The organism is Streptomyces rimosus, assembly GCF_008704655.1.
Lineage (GTDB): Bacteria > Actinomycetota > Actinomycetes > Streptomycetales > Streptomycetaceae > Streptomyces > Streptomyces rimosus.
In genome coordinates, this window is sequence record NZ_CP023688.1 from 9,277,015 (window position 1) to 9,294,368 (window position 17,354).

Sequence of the window (17,354 nt, forward strand, 5' to 3'; positions counted from 1 at the left end):
GGGCCGAAGTCGGCTTGTTGGCTCTGTTGTGGTCTGGGTTTGGGCACCTGTCTCTTTGCGCGTGCTCATCGCCGGTCAGGGCGCGCGCCGCGCGGACAGTCCGGTGATCTCGACCTCGTACGTGCGGTAGTCCGCCTCGGATCGAGACTGCTCGACCGGAAACCAGCGCCGCGCGCGGGCGGTGGCCCGCGGCCTCGCCGTCGAGGTCGCAGCGCACCACGTCGCCGACGCGCACCCCGCACAGCCCTGCTCCGGCCCGGGGCACACCGCCAGCTGTCGCTCGTAGCGCGGATGGGCACGATGCCGGTGGGTACGTCCGGCCGACACCCCGCCGCTGGACCTCGATCAGCTCCTGGTCCTGGAGGCGGCGTACGGCACGGCGTACCGCAGCGCGCTGGGCGTCGCTCGGCGCGGCGCCCCGCAGACGACGCGGGGAAGCTGGGTGGTGGAGACCAGCAGCGGAGCCCCGTCCAACACCCGGTCCAAAAGCGCAGCTCATGAGCGAGCCACCGTGTTCCTGAAGGGCAGGCCGTAAGACCGTACGCACCCGCCCAGCGGGCCGGTTCCACGGCAGCCGAGGGCGAGGCTGGGCTCGTGCTGACTCCGCCGATCGAGCCGACACCGGCGCAGGCCCGCGAGACGCAGGTGCCTCACCTCACGAGGCGTCAGGGCACAGCACGCGTCATCGGCGAACGGGCTATCAGCAGATCAACAACGTAGGTCTCTTCCACAACTTCCTCGGGGAACGCCGCACGCAGTCGTTCGCGCTCCTCGGTGAGGAAGGCGCGGTTTGCGTTCTGGTCGAGGATGAGGAAGGCGGAGCGGCTGCTGATGTTGGCGAGGTGGGTGTCGAGGGAGACGGTGCGCTGCCAGCGGATGTGCCGGCGCGTGACCTGTAGCCCGGTCAGACCGGCGAGCCGGACGGCTTCGTGGTCATCAGGACGCGCCGCAGAGCGCGGGGGCACCCCGCAGTGCTGCGCGATGCGCTGGTGCTGGGCATGGATCCACGGTACGTCGAAGGCTGTGGTGTTCCACCAGATGGCGAGCACACCGCTTGGCCGCAGGACTCGCAATGCCTCTGGGACCGAGCGGCTGGTGTCGGTCCACTGCCAGGACTGCGCGTAGGTGATGAGGTCGTGCGAGGAACCCGCCAGGGGCAGGCGGTCGCCGTCACCGCGGACGATCGGTACGTCCGGCAGGACCCGGCGGAACTCGGCAGCCATCGCCTCCCCGGGCTCCACGCCGATCACCTCGGCGCCCCGCTCGCGCAGGAGCGCGGTCGCAATACCCGTGCCCGCGCCGACATCGGCGGCACGCACCTCGGCCCAAGGGCACTGCAGGAACTCCTCGACGGCGTCGAAGAGCGCCGGAGGATACGAAGGGCGGCTCGCCTCGTACTGGGCGGCAGCGGAATTGAACGCATGAGCACGTGAGCTGACAGCCATCTGCCCATCATCGCCCCCGGACCCCGGTTCCGGTGATCGTTTTTGGCCGTGACCATTTGCACCCGCCCGGTGCCGCACACCGGGCCCGGCCGTGAAGAACGCGGAGGGACCATGCAGATCGGGGAGCTGGCGCAGCGTACGGGGGCGAGCCGGCGCTCAATTCGCTAATACGAGCAGCAGGGGCTGCTGGCGGCGCAGCGCACGGGCAGGGGATGGCGGACCTACGACGCGCGCGGTGCACCGGGTGGTGAACGTACGTGAACTGCTCGGAGCCGGGGTGCGGGTGGAGGACATCCGCCAGGTGGCACCCTGCCTGGAGAAGACAGCGGACTTCCTGGGCTGCCAGGACAGCTCCGCCGAGGTCCTGACGATGCACGAGAAGCGCCTGGGCGCGGTGGAGGCGAAGGCCGCGGGCCCCGCCCAGCGAACCGTGCGCAATCCGGCGCAGGACCTCGGTGGGATTGAGGGGACAGATGTCCTCGTGTGTCCGATCTTTGGCGAGCCGGAACAGCGCACCCTTCGGAGAGCGGCCCACCGCGGTGCGCTGGGAGACCACCCGCGTCATGCAGAACGGATAGATCAGCGCGGGTGCAGGGAAAGACGGGCCGAGGCCCAGAAGCCACGGATGTCACGTGCACTCCGCGCACACGCCCGAGGCGGCGGCCCCGCCGTCCTCAGCCCGCCGACTGAGCAGTCTCAGCCGCCTCGCCGGCCGGTCCGGTCACCTCACCGCAGAACACTTCCTGCACGAGCCTGTCCTGCGCCTTCAGGAACGCTCCGGCCAGGGACAACGCGGCGTCGTCCACATAATTCAGGGAGGCGGTCAGGGTCTTGCTGCCGTCGGACGTGCTGTACATCAGCGCGGCGTGGCCGGCGGCGCCGCCATTGTGGAAGAGCAGCGTGTCGCCGCCGGGGCCCGTTTCCTGCACGCGCAGCCCCAGGCCGAAACCGCTCTTGGGGTGCGGCTTTGCCATCTCGGCCAGCAGCGGGGCGGGCAGGAGCCGGCCGCCTGCCAGGGCGGAGATGAACGTGTGGAGGTCCTGGGGGGTGGAGATCATGTCGCCGCCGGCGGAGATCCAGGAGGGATTGTGGCGGGTGACGTCGACCGTCTCCTGGCGGCCGGCGACCTCGTACCGGTAGTACGCGTGGGCGTACGGGCTGGGGATCTCCGGCGAGGTGCCCGGCACGACGGTGCCCGACAGACCGAGCGGCCGCACGATTCGTTCCTGTGTCACTTCGGCGCACGAGCGGCCGGTGACCTTCTCGACCAGCAGTCTGGCCAGTACGTAGTTCGTGTTGGAGTAGCTCCAGTCCGTCCCCGGCTCGAACCGCGCGGGCCGGGACAGCGCCAGCCGTGCCAGTTCCTCGGGCCGGTAGGTGTGGAACCGGTTGTCCACCCACTCCTTGCCCGAGATGGTGGAGGGGATCCCCGGCGCCACCGTCCCGTCCTCGTAGTACTCGCCGGTGAAGTTGAACACCCCGCTGGTGTGCTGCAACAGCATCCGCACCGTGATGCGCTCGTCCAGCCCGTACCCGGGCAGGTAAACGGCTGCCGGGACGTCCAGTTCGACCTTTCCCTCGGCCACCAACTGCAGCACCAGGGTCGCGGTGAAGGTCTTGGTGTTGCTGCCGATCCGCACGTGCCCGTCGGCCGGCGGCTCGGCGTTGGCGCCCAGCTCGGCCACCCCGGCGCTGGCGGTCCACACGCCCCGCTCGTCGTGCACGCGCAGGTGCACTCCGGTGATACCGGAATCGACGATCTCCTGGAGGGCCTTGCGCAGCTTCGGGCGGTCCGGCCCGGCGGTGGAGTTCTCGGCGGTGTACAGGGACTCGCTCATGGTCATTCCTTGTCTCGGGTCAGCAGGTACGCGGCACCGCTCGGGCCGCGCGACGGTGGCACCGGAAGGTGGCCACCGGCCCCTTCGAGGCGGCGATGAGACGAGCGTTCACCCTGACCCAAGGTCAAGGTCAACTCGTGCCGTGACCTTGCGCTGCCGGGGTCCCCGAGGGGGGGTGCCGCACTGGCGCGGAGGCGCGCTACCCTCACCGCTGTGATCACCCGTAACCCGGCGAACGGGCTCACGATCGGCCAGGCGGCGGCGTTCGTGGGCGTCACGGTCAAGACCGTGCGGCATTATCACCGGCTCGGCCTGGTCGCCGAGCCGGACCGGGACAGTTCCGGCTACCGGCGCTACGGGTCGGCCGACCTGCACCGGCTGATCCAGGTCCGGACCCTGGCCGGGGCCGGCGTGCCGCTGGTCGGGATCGCCGACCTGCTGGACGCCGGACCCGAGCGGTTCGCCGCCGCCCTGGACGACGTCCGTCGCCGGCTCACCGAACAGATCGAGGACCTGACCGCGCGCCGCGACACGCTGCACCGGCTCACCCACGGCGACCGGGCCCTGCTGCCCGACCGGGCCTGCGCGGTGCTGGACCGGCTTGCCGGTGCCGACTTCGGCCCGGACTACGTGGCCGTCCAACGGGAGGCTCTGGTGCTGGTCCGGGCGCTGATGCCGGAGATCCTCGACAGTTTCCTGACCCGGCTGGAACGTCTCCTGGACGACCCCGAGCACGTCGAGCTGACCCGGCGCGGCTGGGAGGCGAGGGCCTGGGACCCGGACGACCCGCGCATCGAGGAGCTGGCGGCCGGGCTGGCCGGCAAGGTGCTGGCCGATCGCGCGCTGCCGTCGATGCCGTCCGGGTTCCGGAAGCGGTCCGACGCCGCCTCCCGGTACGCGGTGATCAACGGCCACCGGGCGGACGAGGCACCGTCCATCGCCCGGCTGAACGCGCTGGTCGAGGCGAATCTGCGCGCGGCCGGCATCGACGTCCCGCAGTCATGACGGCCACCCGTCTCCCAGGTCATCCGGCCTCGGGACTGGTGGGTGCGCATGTTGAGGTGTCGCGTATGGCTCGGTGAGGCGGTGCAAGGCATCTTCGCCGCTCGCCGCAACACCTATCTCAACCACGCCTTGAACGCCGTACGCCATCACGCCCGCAGCCACGGGCAGCTGCTGACCGGCGTAGCCCGCGAGGAGGCTGGGGCCGGTCCTACGGGCGTCGCAGACACGGCTGGTCATCAGGCGGTCGCCCGCGGGGGCAGGCCAACGGTGCGCAGGCCCTGGCATTCCGGCTTCCGGCAGCGGGTCTCAGCGACCCCAAGAGGGCCGACGGTGGCGCTACCGGGGGAGGAGCGCGCTGACCCTCTTGCCGCCGGACGGCCCGGGGGTGATCGCGGTGGTGCGGGCGAGGCGGGTGACCAGGGGCCAGCCGAATCCTCCGGTGCGGCCGTTCAGGTCGGGGGTGCGCGGGCGCGGTGCCTGCGGGCTGGGGTCGTGCACGGCTACCTCGATGCCGTCCGGGTGCGCGGTCAGCTCCAGGGACCAGGTGCCGCCCGCGTGGCGCAGGGCGTTCGTGACGAGTTCGGAGACGACCAGGAGCACGGTGCCCGCGGCCTCGGACGTGACCGGAGGCAAGAGGCCGTCCAGGAAGGCCCGGGCGCGCTCGCGGGCGTCGGCGGCGGAGTTCCCGGAGCGGGCGGGGGCGGCGCTGAGGTTCACCGTGTCCACCAGGTCACCTGGTCTCTGACTCGTCCATGCCCGGTCCCGCCTGTCCGCTGCGTGTGCCCCGGCCTGCCGCCCGCTACTCCGGCGGTGCGGGCTGCGCCTCGGCCCCGTCACCGTTCGAAGCCGATTATCTCTCGGTCGAACACGCAAAAATCTATGTCGGCCGGAGTAGACATCGGGCGGTGGCGTGGTTACGATTTCTCTCGTAACCCAGAAGGACCGCAGGGCCCGGCAGGGACGAACTGCCGGGCAGCAGGACCCGCATATGCAGCATGCAGGACGGTGCGGCGGTGGAGTTCCGAAGCCACGGTTGCAGGATGGCGACGGGGCTGACGGCCGCACCGGGTGGCCCGCAGTGATCAGGGGCCGCCGTGAGCAGGACCCCGGTGAAGGCGTCGGCTGCAGGCGCGCGCACCGGACGTAAGGCAGCGACCCGCGTGCCGCAGGACAGGCAACGGGGCCGACTGCCGGAAAGCGGCGCTGCCACAGGCCGCTGAGCAGTTCGCATCACCAGTAGTACGCAGTAGAGCAGTTGATCACGAGGGAAGGACGGAGGAGCGAGCGCCATCAGGATCGCCCGGGCGTACGTGTGAGGTCCGGGTACCGCAGGACATCGATAGTGAGGTGGTCTCCGGTCAAGCAACCGCGATCCCCGCAGTCCCGGCAGCTTTTCGGCCGGGTCGGCGGATACAGAAGGCCGACGCAGTATCACGGTCGGCAGATGGTGTAGCAGTTCCTTCGGGGCCCGGGTGCCTGTATGGCATCCGGGCCCCTCGACGCGTTCCATGAGAGAGGTTCGATGACAGCAGACGACTCGTACGGCCGGATCGACGACGAGGACTACCCCGCGTACACCATAGGGCGGGCTGCCGAGATGCTCGGCACCACTCAGGGCTTCCTGCGCGCCATCGGCGAAGCGCGCCTGGTCACCCCGCTGCGCTCCGCCGGCGGCCACCGCCGCTACTCCCGCTACCAGCTGCGTATCGCCGCCCGTGCCCGCGAGCTCGTCGACCAGGGCACCCCCATCGAGGCCGCCTGCCGCATCATCATCCTCGAAGACCAGCTCGAAGAAGCCCAGCGGATCAACGCCGAATACCGCCGCGCCGCCGAACGGCCGAACCCGCCGACCGAGCCCTGAGACGGGCGGGGCCAGGCGACCTTCAGAAGCTTCGTGACTGCCGCCCGCGCAGGCTGCCTGCAGCGCCGTGCGTTTCAAGGGCTTTCGCCCGGGCCGGGAGCTGCCTCATGCCACGGATGTCACGCCCCGTCGTTCTCCCGAGGGTTCGTCCACGTTCCGCGAGCGCCGGGAACCCGTTGCAAGCCGTGTGGGCCCGGCCGACACGTTCCGGCCGGGCCCACACGCTGTCCAGGTATCGGCTCGTACCTGTTTCCTCGGTCAGGCAGGCAGGGTGGTGCCGAGCATCGCGGAAGCGTGCTGGAGCGGGCTGAGGGCGCTTACGGGTGCGGCCTCGGGGAGGGTGTGGCAGGTGAAGCCGAGCCGCGTCATGGCCCGGACGACTTCGCCGGCGGTGAAATCGCGGCGGTCCTGGCCGGCGATGACCTGGCCGACTTGCTTGACGGGATAGCGGCGGCGGCCGATGGCCACGAATTCACCGGTGCCGGCTTCGGGCGTGATGCCCTTCATCGACTCCAGCACGCCGCTCTTGGTGAGCTCGAAGGGGAAGCGGGCGATGACACAGCGCATGAGACCTCACAAGGAGAGGGGAAGAACGGCCCGGCCGGGGCGAAACCGTTCAGCGGGAGGGGCGAGGAAGCCCGGAGCTTCGCCTTGCTCATCGACCACCGGCAGGCCACCGAGCCGACCGGTGCACATCGCGTGCTCGGCTTCGGCCATCGTGGTCACGGTGCGGCGAACGGCGCGTGGACACCGAGGACGTCGCGCAGGCGGACGCGGTCCGTGTATGCGGAGCTGTTGCGGATGGCGGTGAGTTCCCTCTGGGTGACCAGAGCGGTGCACTGGCTGTCCTGATCGCAGACGACCAGCCGGCCCGTGCGGGCCGCGGCCATGACGGACAACGCCACCTCGACGCTCATGTCATCCCAGACCTGCGGTCCGGCCGAGTCCATGGCCTCAACCGCCTTCCTGTGCGTGGGGCCGGCGCCCGCCGGGCGGGTCTGCATCTGAACCAGCGTCAAAAGGTGCCTCCTACGGAGATGGGTCAGCTTCCTGGTCGTGAAGGTTCTAGGCCGCCGCATCGACGACAGACTTGCGTACGGGTGCACGCCGGGTCGCCGAAGCGGAGCGGCGCCGGCCCCGGGAGGAAGCGCTGCGCTGCGGGCGTTCGGCCACCGGCGCGGTGATGACGACCGGGATACCGGACGGGGCCTGGGCGCCGGTGATCCGGCTCAACGCCTCTTCGCCCGAGCGGACCTGGGTGGTCTGCGGCCGGATCCCGGCGTCCGACATCAGACGGACCATGCCGCGGCGCTGGCTCGGTGTGACGAGGGTGACGACCCTGCCGGACTCACCGGCGCGGGCGGTCCGGCCACCGCGGTGGAGGTAGTCCTTGTGATCGGTCGGCGGGTCGACATTGACGACGAGGTCGAGGTCGTCGACGTGGATGCCGCGCGCCGCGACATTGGTCGCCACCAGCACGCTGACATGCCCCGTCTTGAACTGCGCCAGCGTGCGGGTGCGCTGCGGCTGCGACTTGCCACCGTGCAGCGCGGCCGCCCGTACCCCGCTGTTGAGCAGGTCCCGGGTGAGCCGGTCGACGGCGTGCTTGGTGTCCAGGAACATGATCACGCGGCCATCGCGGGCGGCGATCTCCGTGGTGGCGGCATGCTTGTCGGCGCCGTGGACGTGCAGGACGTGATGCTCCATCGTCGTTACCGCGCCGGCCGACGGGTCGACCGAATGCACGACCGGGTCGGTGAGATAGCGGCGCACCAGTAGGTCGACGTTACGGTCCAACGTGGCGGAGAAGAGCATCCGCTGCCCCTCCGGACGCACCTGGTCGAGCAGCGCGGTGACCTGCGGCATGAACCCCATGTCGGCCATCTGGTCGGCCTCATCCAGCACCGTGATGCCCACGTGGTTCAGCCGGCAGTTGCCACGGTCGATGAGGTCCTTGAGCCGGCCCGGGGTCGCGACGACGATCTCGGCCCCGCCCCGCAACACGCCGGCCTGCCTGCCGATCGACATGCCGCCCATCACCGTGGCCATCCGCAGATGGACGGAGCGGGCGTACGGAGTGAGCGCATCCGTCACCTGCTGCGCCAGCTCGCGTGTCGGTACGAGGATCAGCCCCAGCGGCTGTCGAGGCTCGGCACGCTGACCGGCGGTGCGGGCGAGCAGAGCGAGGCCGAAGGCGAGGGTCTTGCCGGAACCGGTACGCCCGCGGCCCAGGACGTCACGGCCCGCCAGGGAGTTCGGCAGCGTCGCGCCCTGGATCGGAAACGGGGTGCTCACGCCCTGCCTGCCGAGTTCGGCCAGGAGTTGCTCGGGCATGCCGAGATCGGCGAAGCTGTCAACGGCGGGCAGCCCGGCGGTGATCGTCCTGGGGAGCGCGAACTCGCCCTGCACCGCGGCGGGGCGGCGGCCATGACCGCCGGAACGGTTCGGCCCGCCGGAACGGCGCGGCGTCGAGCCGGAGCGGCCGGCGCCCTTTCCAGCGGCGGCACTGTGGGTGCGGTCAAAACGGTCGTTCGTGCGTGTGCGGTTCATGCGGAACCTTCCTCGATACGGCGCATATCAAGGAATCCCCGCAGCGATGAGCGGCATGGAGAATTTCAAGTATGGACCGATAGTAAAAATACACCTGTCCGATGGAGAGACGCGTGGGCGCAGGTGCTGAAACAGGTGACGCGTCGGGATGCGTAAAGCCCGGGCGTCGACTTCGGTATCGTCCTTCACGATGCCTATGCACCGCTGAACGGGGATCCGCGCGTGGCGGGGCTACGGATTCCTCTGCGTCGCCAGTCGCCCCGCCGATGATGCCGCTGCGGAAATCGCGTACAGCTGGGGCCCGCACCCCAAAGGATGCGGGCCCCAGCTGCGAAGTGTGCGTCAGTGTCAGGCCGGAACGATGTTCTCGGCCGTCGGGCCCTTCTGGCCCTGCGCGATGTCGAAGTTCACCTTCTGGCCTTCGAGCAGCTCACGGAAGCCCTGGGCGGCGATGTTCGAGTAGTGGGCGAACACGTCGGGGCCGCCACCGTCCTGCTCGATGAAGCCGAATCCCTTTTCCGAGTTGAACCACTTCACGGTGCCAGCAGCCATGTCATATCTCCTTTGGGGCAGTACATCGGGATCCGCACTGCGCGGACGCCGTGTCGCCGTAATGATTACCCCGCCCGGAAAATGACCGGAAATACAAAAACGCTCCCACCGGCTGGAGCCGAGTGAGGGCACTTGAAGTTCGGGAACCACAACTGCAACTGGGAACGACAGTAGCACGCCGCAACGGCCCTGTCGTTTGAATATTTCCACTCCGCTCACTGTGGCAGGAACTCTTACTAGGTGGCTCGTCAAACCCTAACTACGCGGCCCGTCAAACTCTCACTTCGCGGGTACAGATATTGGTCGACCTGGAGTGCAGCCTCCAGAAAAAAGCGAAGACTTCAGCCGCAAGCGGGGCTTGAAGGCTGTGCTGTCGATCGGCCCTCCGCTGGACCTCCACCACGCTGCGCTGCGCAAGCTCGCCACCAGCTGTCCGGGAACGAACGCTGCCTTCGAGGGTGCCTGCGTCCTCGAGGACCGCCTCCTGCGAGAGAGGTTGCCCTGTTTGAACCGCCGCGCCGGTCGCTGACCATATCTCTCCCTGAAAGAGATGAATGACCCGCTACCACCTCGTGCACGATGCCGAAGCCACCATGCTCCACGACAGCCACGACAGCCACGACAGCATCGTCAAAGACCGCAAGGTGTCCGCGACCGGCCTCGGCGTCCGCGCCCGGTTCGTGTACGCCCCCCAGGATGCACATCCGCCGCGACCTGGACACGCTACCTGTGGTGCGACTACAGCTACGCCCCTGCCCGCACATCCGGCGGGGGCGTTCGCACGACTCTCCCGTCCTCCTTGTTCCGTCCGGGGTTGTCAGTGCCCGCCGCTACGCTGGCTAATCCGTTCACTTGGGGGTGGCCATGGGAAAGCGGCAGCGTCGGCGCAAGCGCCGGCAGACCGGGAACAGCAAGCCGAACCAGCAGGTGCCCGGGCGGCGTCCGACCGCGGTGCCGGAACCGGTGGTGGCGCACTTCCCCGCGGACGGACCACCGCTGCTGGAGGTGACCGTTGCCGCCGGCACGCCCGAGGACGTACGCGCCCTGTGTCTCGCCTACTGGGAGTTCACCGAACCTGGCACCTGGGTACGGAACGTGTCCGCCATCGGTCCCACCAGCGTCGTCTACGGGACGGTGAAGCAGGCGTGCACGGCCTACCTCCTGACCGTCCAGTGCCCCGCCTGCGCCGGCCCAGTGACCGTCACCAGCCGCTCCGAGGTGGCCGCCACCGGGTTCTGGAAGGCCGGCACCATGCCGGAGGAACCGATGACTGCTCCCGGGCCGTGCGTCGACTGTGAGCGGGCGCAGCGAGTCGTACGCGCCCAGCAAGCCGCGGCAGAGAAGGCGAAGCTCGAAGAACGGCGTGAGCGGCGCCGCGCCAACGTCGGCGCTTGGCTCGCCGGGCATCGCGACCACGCGTGCTGGCAGGAGATGCCGAGCCTGACGGGCACGCTCGTGCTCCTGGCGATGGCGGACATCATGGATAAAGGATGCGCCGATTCGGTCGGTCCCCTGGACGAGATCTCTTACACGTTCACCGGGTCCCGAGACCGCGACATCGACGTGCTGCGGGAACTGTACGCCGGCCACTGGATCGCTCCCACGCCACCGGTCACCATCGACGACTTCGCCTACAACGACGACGACACCGTAAGCGGTGTCTACCTGGAACCTGTGCCGTGGCGACTGGCCCACTGGGAAGGAGACAACACCGCTGATGCCTCCCGCGACATCCGCACCATCCTGCGTCACAAACTCCATGCGTCGGAGGACACCGACGCCATCCAGGAGATGGTGTACGACATCGAGGCCGGCATGGTGGTCCAGTACCTGGCCGGCCTTCTGAAGCACAAGTACGGCGAGGCCCCCATCCCCGAGTCACGGCTGCCTGAAGCCCACGACACGGCCCGCGCCGCCCTCAAGGACGGCTTCACCCTCAGGCAGATGCTGGCCGTAGCCTGGAGCGCCACCTCCCGGTCCGTGGCCTGGGGAGCACGCACCCAGTGGGTCAAGCCCGGCACGGTGGCCTCCGCCACGGTCACCAACCTCGGCAAGGGAGTCGGCTACGCCAAAGACCGCGGAGTGCCCGAGTACGACCTCCCGCACTGGCTGAAGAAGCCGGCCATCCTCGCCCCCGCACGGCGGATCCTGGCGGAACGAGCTGGGGCGAGCCAGGCCCTGGCCGCGTTTCGCAACATCCACCAGCGGGTCACTGCCCTGGCTGAAGGCCCCGTGGAATTCCATGACGAGCTCGATGACGGCGGAGGCTTCAAGGAGGTCGGGCCCCAGGTCCTGGAGTGGCTCACGAATCTCCGCGAGGGGCGCGCCGAGGAGGACGACTCACCCGTGCTGACGTACGCGCTGGTCACCCCGGACGGGGAGATGCAGATGAAGACGGCGACCACCGCACGGATGAGGAACGAAGCCAGCTCGGCCGGTGCAGGGGTCGTGGACCGCATCGTGCTCGACAGCACCACGACTGTCAACGCGTACATCGGAGAGCTCGTACCAGCCACGGCAGAGCACGAGAACCGCGTTGCCCACGCCATGCTCAGGCTCCTCGGCGACCAGGGAGACAAGCTGTACGGACCTGTCGCGTTCTTCCAGGTAAGCCCCCGTTCTCACCGCCCTGGGAGCTTGGACGGCGACCACCAGGAGCTGATCCGGGCGGCCCACCGCGCTGTCGCCACGCGGATAACCGCTTCGTAGCGCTGCCTTATACGGGCGGTGCGGGCGGTGGCGCTTCCGGTCGGCACGTAGGTACGCGAGCTTCTCAGTCCGCAATTGGCGGGCCCTGCTTTCGGCGGCTCGCCACGATGTGGAGCAGGGCCACCAGCGTGCCGGAACCCATCAGGTCACCACGGGCCATCAACGCGGGGATGTCCGACAGCGGAACCCACTCAACACGGCCGGCCTCTTCGAGGCCCGTGGATGAGCCGAGCTGCTCGGCCCCTGCGCGACGAAGATGTCGTGCGGTGAGTCGACCATGCCCACCATGGGCTGGTAGTTGACGACGTGCTCCACCGACTTCGGACGCCGGCCGGTCTCTTCCTCGACTTCCCGGACCGCCGTATCGGCCGGGCTTGCCCCCTCGTCCGCGATCCCGCCGGGGAACTCCCACTCGAACCGCTTGGGTACGAAGCGGTACCGCCACATCATGAGCACCCGGTCCTGATCGTCCCGCACAGCGACGACGGCCACATGGTGCAGCCTCATGGTCGAGCTCGTACCCCTACGCCCGCCGCGACGAAGGCACCCTGATGCTCACCGGCGCCGCCTGCGAGCGGTGCGCCGAACTGCGCGCCGACCGCCGTCGGCGCCGCGCCCGCGTCGCAGGCCAGGGACGGGCCGAGCTGCCCGACGCCGATTCTCTGGCATGTCGGCAGGCGGTGGAGCGTCGGCTGCGCGAGGCGGTGACCGCTGACCTGACCGGGGACGAACGGGGCCGTCGAGGCCGAAGCCGCCCGCACGGCGGCCGGGCAGTGTGCCCGGGCGGAGACAGAGGTTGCCGAGCAGGCCGCTGAGCCCGGCCGTGCCAGTGGTGCGGGGCGCCCGAGGCGGGCGGGCTGTGCGCGGTGTGCCTGGTCCGGGACGAGACCAAGGGGCTGCGCGGCAGGCGGTCGCCGCGGTCGTGGCCGGCTGCGGCCATCCGGTGGACTCCGGTGCGGCGCTGGCCTCCGACGCCGAGGCCGCGATGCGCACCTGCCTCCAGTGCGCCGGCGACCGGATCCGTACGGACGGCAGAAACGAGGTGTTCGCCGTGGTCGTGGGCCGGCTGGCCGCCGGATCCCTCCTGCGCGGACGTCGCCGGTCGGCGCTGCGAGCGCTCGGCCGTTCCCCGGAGGACGGGGCGGAGGCAGGTCTGGGCCGCGCAGTGGCGCCGCGGTCACTTGCGCCCATGGCCGGCGCTGTCGAGCTGGCTGCTGACGCCGCCGCGCGGGAGGCGCGTGAGGCGTACCGCCGAGCATCTGCTCGCCGCGCGCAGCAGGGCCTGGCTCGTTGCAGGGAGCCTGGCCCCGGTGGGGGAGCCGGGTCCGCAGGGACGGTCCGCCGCGTACGCGACAGGAGCGGCGAAGGCCCGGGACGCCGTGGTGGCCAGTGCGCCGGTCGGCACCACATGGCGCGCGGTGGGTGCCGGGGCTGGTCGTCCGCGTCACCTGGCGTTCCGCCGGTGGCTGGTCGAGGGCCTTTCTCAGAGCAGTTACGAACCGGCGCGGTCATCTCCCCGCGGAGTACCGGGAGCAGGCTCCGGACGGCACGTGCCGGGCCGGCAGATTCAGCGGAGGCCCGGTCAGGGGCGGCCGTGCGGGGCCCAGCAGAACTCTGGCCGCCACGTTCGGGCGCATCAGGTGTTGCACCGGCGCGGACAGTGTCATCACGTCGAGCAGGGCCCGGGTGACGACCGGGTCGCCGGTGGCGGTCCTGAGCAGCCGGTCGGTGTAGCCGCGCAGGAGCCGGGTGGCCGCGGGAGGCCGTGGGCCCACGGCACCGGGGTAGAGGATGTCCTGGCCGGTGGCCATAGCCCAAGGAGCCTGGGTGAGGCGCCCCACAGTGCGCTGCAAGAGCCGGGCCAGGACCGGATCGTCGAGACCGTACCGGTCCAGCGCATCGCGCAAGGCGGCGGCTTCCTGGGCGGCGACCGACATGCCCTGGCCGTAGAGGGGGTTGTAGGTGGCGACGGCGTCACCGAGCACGGCGAAACCGCGGGGCCAGGCCCGCAACAGGTCGAAGCGGCGGCGCCGGTTGACGGTGCTGCGGGAGAGGTGGACGTCGGTCAGCGGTTCGGCGCCGGCGATGAGTTCCGCCACGATGGGATGGCGTACGTTGCGGGCGAACGGCAGGAACTCGTCGGCTTCCCTGGTCGGCTGGCCGCCGCGGGTGCCGGACAGGGTGACCAGCCACCGCGCCTCTTCGAGGGGAACGAGCGTCGCCGTCTGGCCGGGAACCGGGGCCGAGGCGTCGGACTGCACGTTGACGATGGGCCAGTGCTCCGTCCCGGCCGGGGCGCGGAAGATCCGGGTGGCGTAGGCCAGGCCGGAGTCCACGTGCTCCTCCGTTACGGGCGGCAGGCCGAGCGCGGCCAGCCAGGTGGTCGCCGCGGAGCCGCGCCCGGTGGCATCGATCACGAGGTCGGCGTCGAGCCGCTGGACGTCCCCGGTGGCCGTGTCGCGCACCTCGACACCGGTGACGTGGCCGGCGGTTCCGGACAGCCCGACGGGCTCGGTACGGGTATGAACGCGGATGCCGGGGTGGTCCAGGACCTGCTGGCGTACACCCCAGTCGAGCAGATCGCGTGAGCAGGCGATGAGGTACTGCATCTCGGGCCACCGGCGCAGCCAGCCCTGGGCGGTGAGGGACACCAGCCCGGTGGGCAGCGGGATGCGGCGGGCGCCCGCCGACAGCCACCGCTGCGTGACGCCGGGCAGCAGACTTTCGATGGTCCGGGCACCGCCGGACCACAGTAAGTGGGCGTGCTGGGCCTGAGGCAGGCCTTTGCGCGGGGCGGGGGACGCCGGCAGAACGTCGCGTTCGACGATGTGGACCTCGGCGTGAGCGGCCAGTACGGCGGCGGCCAGCATGCCGGTGAGGCCGCCACCGAGCACCACGGCGGTGGGGGAGTACGGGATGCGGCGGGTGGTCACAGGTAGCGCTCCCCTGAGTGGCATGTAGCCAGGCTGCGTGACAGTTGTCGGAGTGCCCCGGGCCGGTGACCAGCACGAGTGTCCTGGCGTGCAACGAGCCAATCCACCTTAGCAACCCTGTACTGCCGCTATGGCGACGACGATTCAGGTTCTGCGGGAGACGCGTGATCACCTGGCCGAGCTGGCCAAGGAGCGCGGTGTGAGCATCGGCCAGCTGGTCGAAGCGCTTGCCGCGGAGCAGCTGACAGCGGCGCAGCGGGCCGAGCGACTGGCCGCCGACCGGGAGACCGTACGCCGCATGATGGGCGTGGACCTCCGCGACGAGGAGTTCGAGCGGGCCCCCGACGTGCTCGGCAACATCTACAAGATCGCTGCCGAGAAGGTCCGGGCCGCCAAGGGAACCGCAACGCGATCATCCTGGACACCAGCGCCGTCACGGCGCTCGCCGGCGGCCACAAAACGCTGAACCTGCTGGTCGGCAACATGGCGAAGACACCCGGCGAACGCCTGAAAATCCCCGCCCTGTGCCTGACCCAGGCCGAAGCCGGTGAAGAAAACCTCGCGCAGCGCGTCCTCGCCTTCTCCTCCGTCGTCGTCGACAGCCTCGACATGATGGCCGCCGTCAGCGTCGGCACCCTCATCCGCGACGGCTGCGGCGACCCGGACACCTGCCACGCGCTGTACTGCGCACTGCCACGCCCCGAGTTCACCGGCATGTCGATCCTGCTGACCGGCAAAGAGGAGGCCTACCCGCCCGGCGTGGTCACCGTCGACATCGACTCGTCCGGAATGCTCGGCCACCACTGACGAGCAGACACCCCGGACCGAAGCGGCGGTGGGGTTGACCGCCCGCATCGAAGGGTTGTGTCCACGGTGAGGTTCATGGTGCGGGCCTTCCGCTGTCGGCGGCTCCAGCGCTAGCTTGCCGGGCTCATCGCGGGCCCGTGGTGTGCGCAGAGCCGAGGGTCGGGATCCACGGCTCACCTCCGCTCGCGCGAAGAGCGCTGGGCCAGGGGTTAAGTAATCCCAGAGCGCCGGTTCACCTCTGCTCGCGCGGTACCGCCTGGCAACAGCCCCGCGCAGGTGGGGCCCAGTAGACGGTCTCCCCGAGGCCACCGTGAGCCGGGGATCAACCCTGCGCGGGCGGGGACCACTCCCGGGAGTCTCCCAGTGCTGGCAGACGGCGGGTCCAATCCCGCGCGCGGAGAGCGCCCTTCGCGAACCGCGACGTTAGAAGGGCTTGCCGTTACGTGATGTGCGAACTCCTGTTGCATGAGGGTCATTTGCCGGGCGAGGGATGATGCGCCGGAGCGCAGTGTGCTGTGTGACGGCGCTGGTCGAGCCCGGGCTGTCCCGGTACGGCGTTGCGTCGTGACGTGATGATCTTCCGTCGGCGGGTGGGGCGTGGCAGCCTCTGGCTGTTCCCGCTCTTCGCGTGGTGTCGGCGTGGAAGGGTGGGTGTGCGTTAGGGGAGGGGATAGTGAAGCCGGAGGTGTGGGTCGCCGGTTTTTCGGCGGCTGTGGCGTTGGGGGCGGCTGCCCTGTCGGCCTGGGCCACTCGTGGGGCCAGCAGTAAGGAGAGTTTCGTTCTGGCGCGGTCGTTGTACTGCGATCTGACGTCGGAGGGCACGTCGGCGGCCAGGAGTGCTCTGGAGTTCTACTGGCGTGGTGAGCGGCGCAGCGTGGAGCAGACCCGGCAGGTACTTGATCACTACTTTGCTCTGCTGTGGTGCTTCGAAAGGATCCGTGCGGGACGGGAGAGTCTGGTGCGGCAGCGGCGCCTGAATGGCACCGGTCCTGCTCTGAGGTATCTGGACGACATGATCCGGTGGCATGTCGAGGAATGGGCCAGACGATGGGCACGGCTGCGATGTCTCATCCAGCAGCACATCGGGGAACTGGACGACCACCACTCCATCCGCTCGTTCTGCCACCTCGCGCAAGGCGTGGTCACAGAGCCCGACGCCCGCCAGGCCGTGACAGACCTCCTCAACGACATCGAGGCAGAAGCCACCCGCCAGCACCGCATCAACCCATGACCGGGTACACCCCCGTCTGCGCGGAGAGCACCCGACCTCGACCAGGTGCCGGCCAATGCTTCCCGGGGCGCGGTCGGCGGGGCGGGTTCGTATCGTGTTCCCCGCACATGCGGGGGCGCGACGGCGTGCATCACTCTTCCGTGTCGGCTCACCTCCGCCTGCACGGAGAGCACATCTCTCTGTGGTGAGCGCGGTGCACGGTATAGCCGATGAGCGCGGGAAGCACCGGCTCCAGGGCGGGTAGAAAGTCTGGTTGCACGGGGGCCTTGTTCGCCGATTCGAGGGTTCACTTGGCTCAGCCCTGATTCGGGCGTCCTTGGCTCGGTCCTCACGCGTTGCCGGCTTTCGGTCCTGCTGGATTCCGAGGTGAGGGGGAATGCAGTGCCCTGTGTCGACGAGTGTTCCCGCTTGCGCGAAAGCTCG

13 protein-coding genes and 2 pseudogenes are annotated in these 17,354 nt (G+C 69.8%); 6 read left to right on the forward strand and 9 right to left on the reverse strand.

What is annotated here, in order from left to right; all coding sequences use genetic code 11:
• Positions 1–665: 665 nt before the first annotated feature.
• On the reverse strand, positions 666–1,445 hold the full coding sequence (locus CP984_RS40520; RefSeq protein WP_003979247.1) for a class I SAM-dependent methyltransferase: 780 nt from the start codon (positions 1,443–1,445) through the stop codon (positions 666–668).
• 674 nt (positions 1,446–2,119) lie between these two features.
• The gene (locus CP984_RS40530) at positions 2,120–3,283 is read right to left on the reverse strand and encodes a serine hydrolase domain-containing protein (RefSeq protein WP_003979248.1); all 1,164 of its coding nucleotides are present in this window, start codon (positions 3,281–3,283) and stop codon (positions 2,120–2,122) included.
• Positions 3,284–3,496: 213 nt separating this feature from the next.
• Between CP984_RS40530 and CP984_RS40535 the strand changes: the two genes are divergently transcribed.
• A complete protein-coding gene (locus CP984_RS40535) occupies positions 3,497–4,288 on the forward strand; it encodes a MerR family transcriptional regulator (protein WP_003979249.1) in 792 nt (263 codons plus the stop codon).
• A gap of 336 nt (positions 4,289–4,624) precedes the next feature.
• Here CP984_RS40535 and CP984_RS40540 read toward each other — a convergent pair whose 3' ends face one another.
• The gene (locus CP984_RS40540; protein ID WP_003979250.1) at positions 4,625–5,014 is read right to left on the reverse strand and encodes an ATP-binding protein; all 390 of its coding nucleotides are present in this window, start codon (positions 5,012–5,014) and stop codon (positions 4,625–4,627) included.
• Between the two features lie 796 nt (positions 5,015–5,810).
• Here CP984_RS40540 and CP984_RS40545 point away from each other — a divergent pair.
• Positions 5,811–6,149 (forward strand): MerR family transcriptional regulator, encoded by a 339-nt coding sequence (locus tag CP984_RS40545; RefSeq protein WP_003979251.1) that lies wholly within the window; start codon positions 5,811–5,813, stop codon positions 6,147–6,149.
• 258 nt (positions 6,150–6,407) lie between these two features.
• On the opposite strand, the gene CP984_RS40550 is transcribed toward CP984_RS40545, so the two are convergent.
• From CP984_RS40550 to CP984_RS40570, 4 genes and pseudogenes are all read right to left on the reverse strand, one after another.
• Positions 6,408–6,716 carry an SCO5918 family protein gene (locus tag CP984_RS40550; protein WP_003979252.1) on the reverse strand — a complete coding sequence of 103 codons (309 nt, stop codon included), beginning with the start codon at positions 6,714–6,716 and terminating at the stop codon, positions 6,408–6,410.
• Between the two features lie 6 nt (positions 6,717–6,722).
• Positions 6,723–7,168 (reverse strand): annotated as a pseudogene (locus CP984_RS42495) (CBS domain-containing protein).
• A 46-nt stretch (positions 7,169–7,214) separates the two neighbouring features.
• Complete coding sequence (locus tag CP984_RS40565) at positions 7,215–8,699, reverse strand: DEAD/DEAH box helicase (RefSeq protein WP_003979254.1); 1,485 nt, start codon at positions 8,697–8,699, stop codon at positions 7,215–7,217.
• Between the two features lie 348 nt (positions 8,700–9,047).
• On the reverse strand, positions 9,048–9,251 hold the full coding sequence (locus CP984_RS40570; RefSeq protein ID WP_003979255.1) for a cold-shock protein: 204 nt from the start codon (positions 9,249–9,251) through the stop codon (positions 9,048–9,050).
• 864 nt (positions 9,252–10,115) lie between these two features.
• On the opposite strand from CP984_RS40570, the gene CP984_RS40575 reads away from it, so the two are divergent.
• A complete protein-coding gene (locus tag CP984_RS40575) occupies positions 10,116–11,960 on the forward strand; it encodes a hypothetical protein (protein ID WP_003979256.1) in 1,845 nt (614 codons plus the stop codon).
• A 64-nt stretch (positions 11,961–12,024) separates the two neighbouring features.
• On the opposite strand, the pseudogene CP984_RS40580 reads toward CP984_RS40575, so the two are convergent.
• Both CP984_RS40580 and CP984_RS40585 read right to left on the reverse strand, forming a co-directional pair.
• Positions 12,025–12,467, reverse strand: a pseudogene (locus CP984_RS40580) (NUDIX hydrolase); the annotation flags it as partial.
• Between the two features lie 1,001 nt (positions 12,468–13,468).
• Positions 13,469–14,893 carry an NAD(P)/FAD-dependent oxidoreductase gene (locus CP984_RS40585; protein ID WP_003979258.1) on the reverse strand — a complete coding sequence of 475 codons (1,425 nt, stop codon included), beginning with the start codon at positions 14,891–14,893 and terminating at the stop codon, positions 13,469–13,471.
• 130 nt (positions 14,894–15,023) lie between these two features.
• On the opposite strand from CP984_RS40585, the gene CP984_RS40590 reads away from it, so the two are divergent.
• From CP984_RS40590 to CP984_RS40600, 3 genes are all read left to right on the forward strand, one after another.
• Complete coding sequence (locus CP984_RS40590) at positions 15,024–15,359, forward strand: hypothetical protein (protein WP_003979259.1); 336 nt, start codon at positions 15,024–15,026, stop codon at positions 15,357–15,359.
• 17 nt (positions 15,360–15,376) lie between these two features.
• Positions 15,377–15,700 (forward strand): hypothetical protein, encoded by a 324-nt coding sequence (locus tag CP984_RS40595; protein ID WP_003979260.1) that lies wholly within the window; start codon positions 15,377–15,379, stop codon positions 15,698–15,700.
• Between the two features lie 673 nt (positions 15,701–16,373).
• Positions 16,374–16,931, forward strand: a complete 558-nt coding sequence (locus tag CP984_RS40600) for a hypothetical protein (protein ID WP_003979261.1) — start codon at positions 16,374–16,376, stop codon at positions 16,929–16,931.
• Positions 16,932–17,354 lie beyond the last annotated feature (423 nt).

Coding starts and splice junctions, on each gene's coding strand:
- CP984_RS40595 (WP_003979260.1), top strand. CDS start 15,377: ATGGCGAAGACACCCGGCGAACGCCTGAAAATCCCCGCCCTGTGCCTG.
- CP984_RS40590 (WP_003979259.1), top strand. CDS start 15,024: ATGGCGACGACGATTCAGGTTCTGCGGGAGACGCGTGATCACCTGGCC.
- CP984_RS40520 (WP_003979247.1), bottom strand. CDS start 1,445: ATGGCTGTCAGCTCACGTGCTCATGCGTTCAATTCCGCTGCCGCCCAG.
- CP984_RS40545 (WP_003979251.1), top strand. CDS start 5,811: ATGACAGCAGACGACTCGTACGGCCGGATCGACGACGAGGACTACCCC.
- CP984_RS40565 (WP_003979254.1), bottom strand. CDS start 8,699: ATGAACCGCACACGCACGAACGACCGTTTTGACCGCACCCACAGTGCC.
- CP984_RS40550 (WP_003979252.1), bottom strand. CDS start 6,716: ATGCGCTGTGTCATCGCCCGCTTCCCCTTCGAGCTCACCAAGAGCGGC.
- CP984_RS40530 (WP_003979248.1), bottom strand. CDS start 3,283: ATGAGCGAGTCCCTGTACACCGCCGAGAACTCCACCGCCGGGCCGGAC.
- CP984_RS40570 (WP_003979255.1), bottom strand. CDS start 9,251: ATGGCTGCTGGCACCGTGAAGTGGTTCAACTCGGAAAAGGGATTCGGC.
- CP984_RS40575 (WP_003979256.1), top strand. CDS start 10,116: ATGGGAAAGCGGCAGCGTCGGCGCAAGCGCCGGCAGACCGGGAACAGC.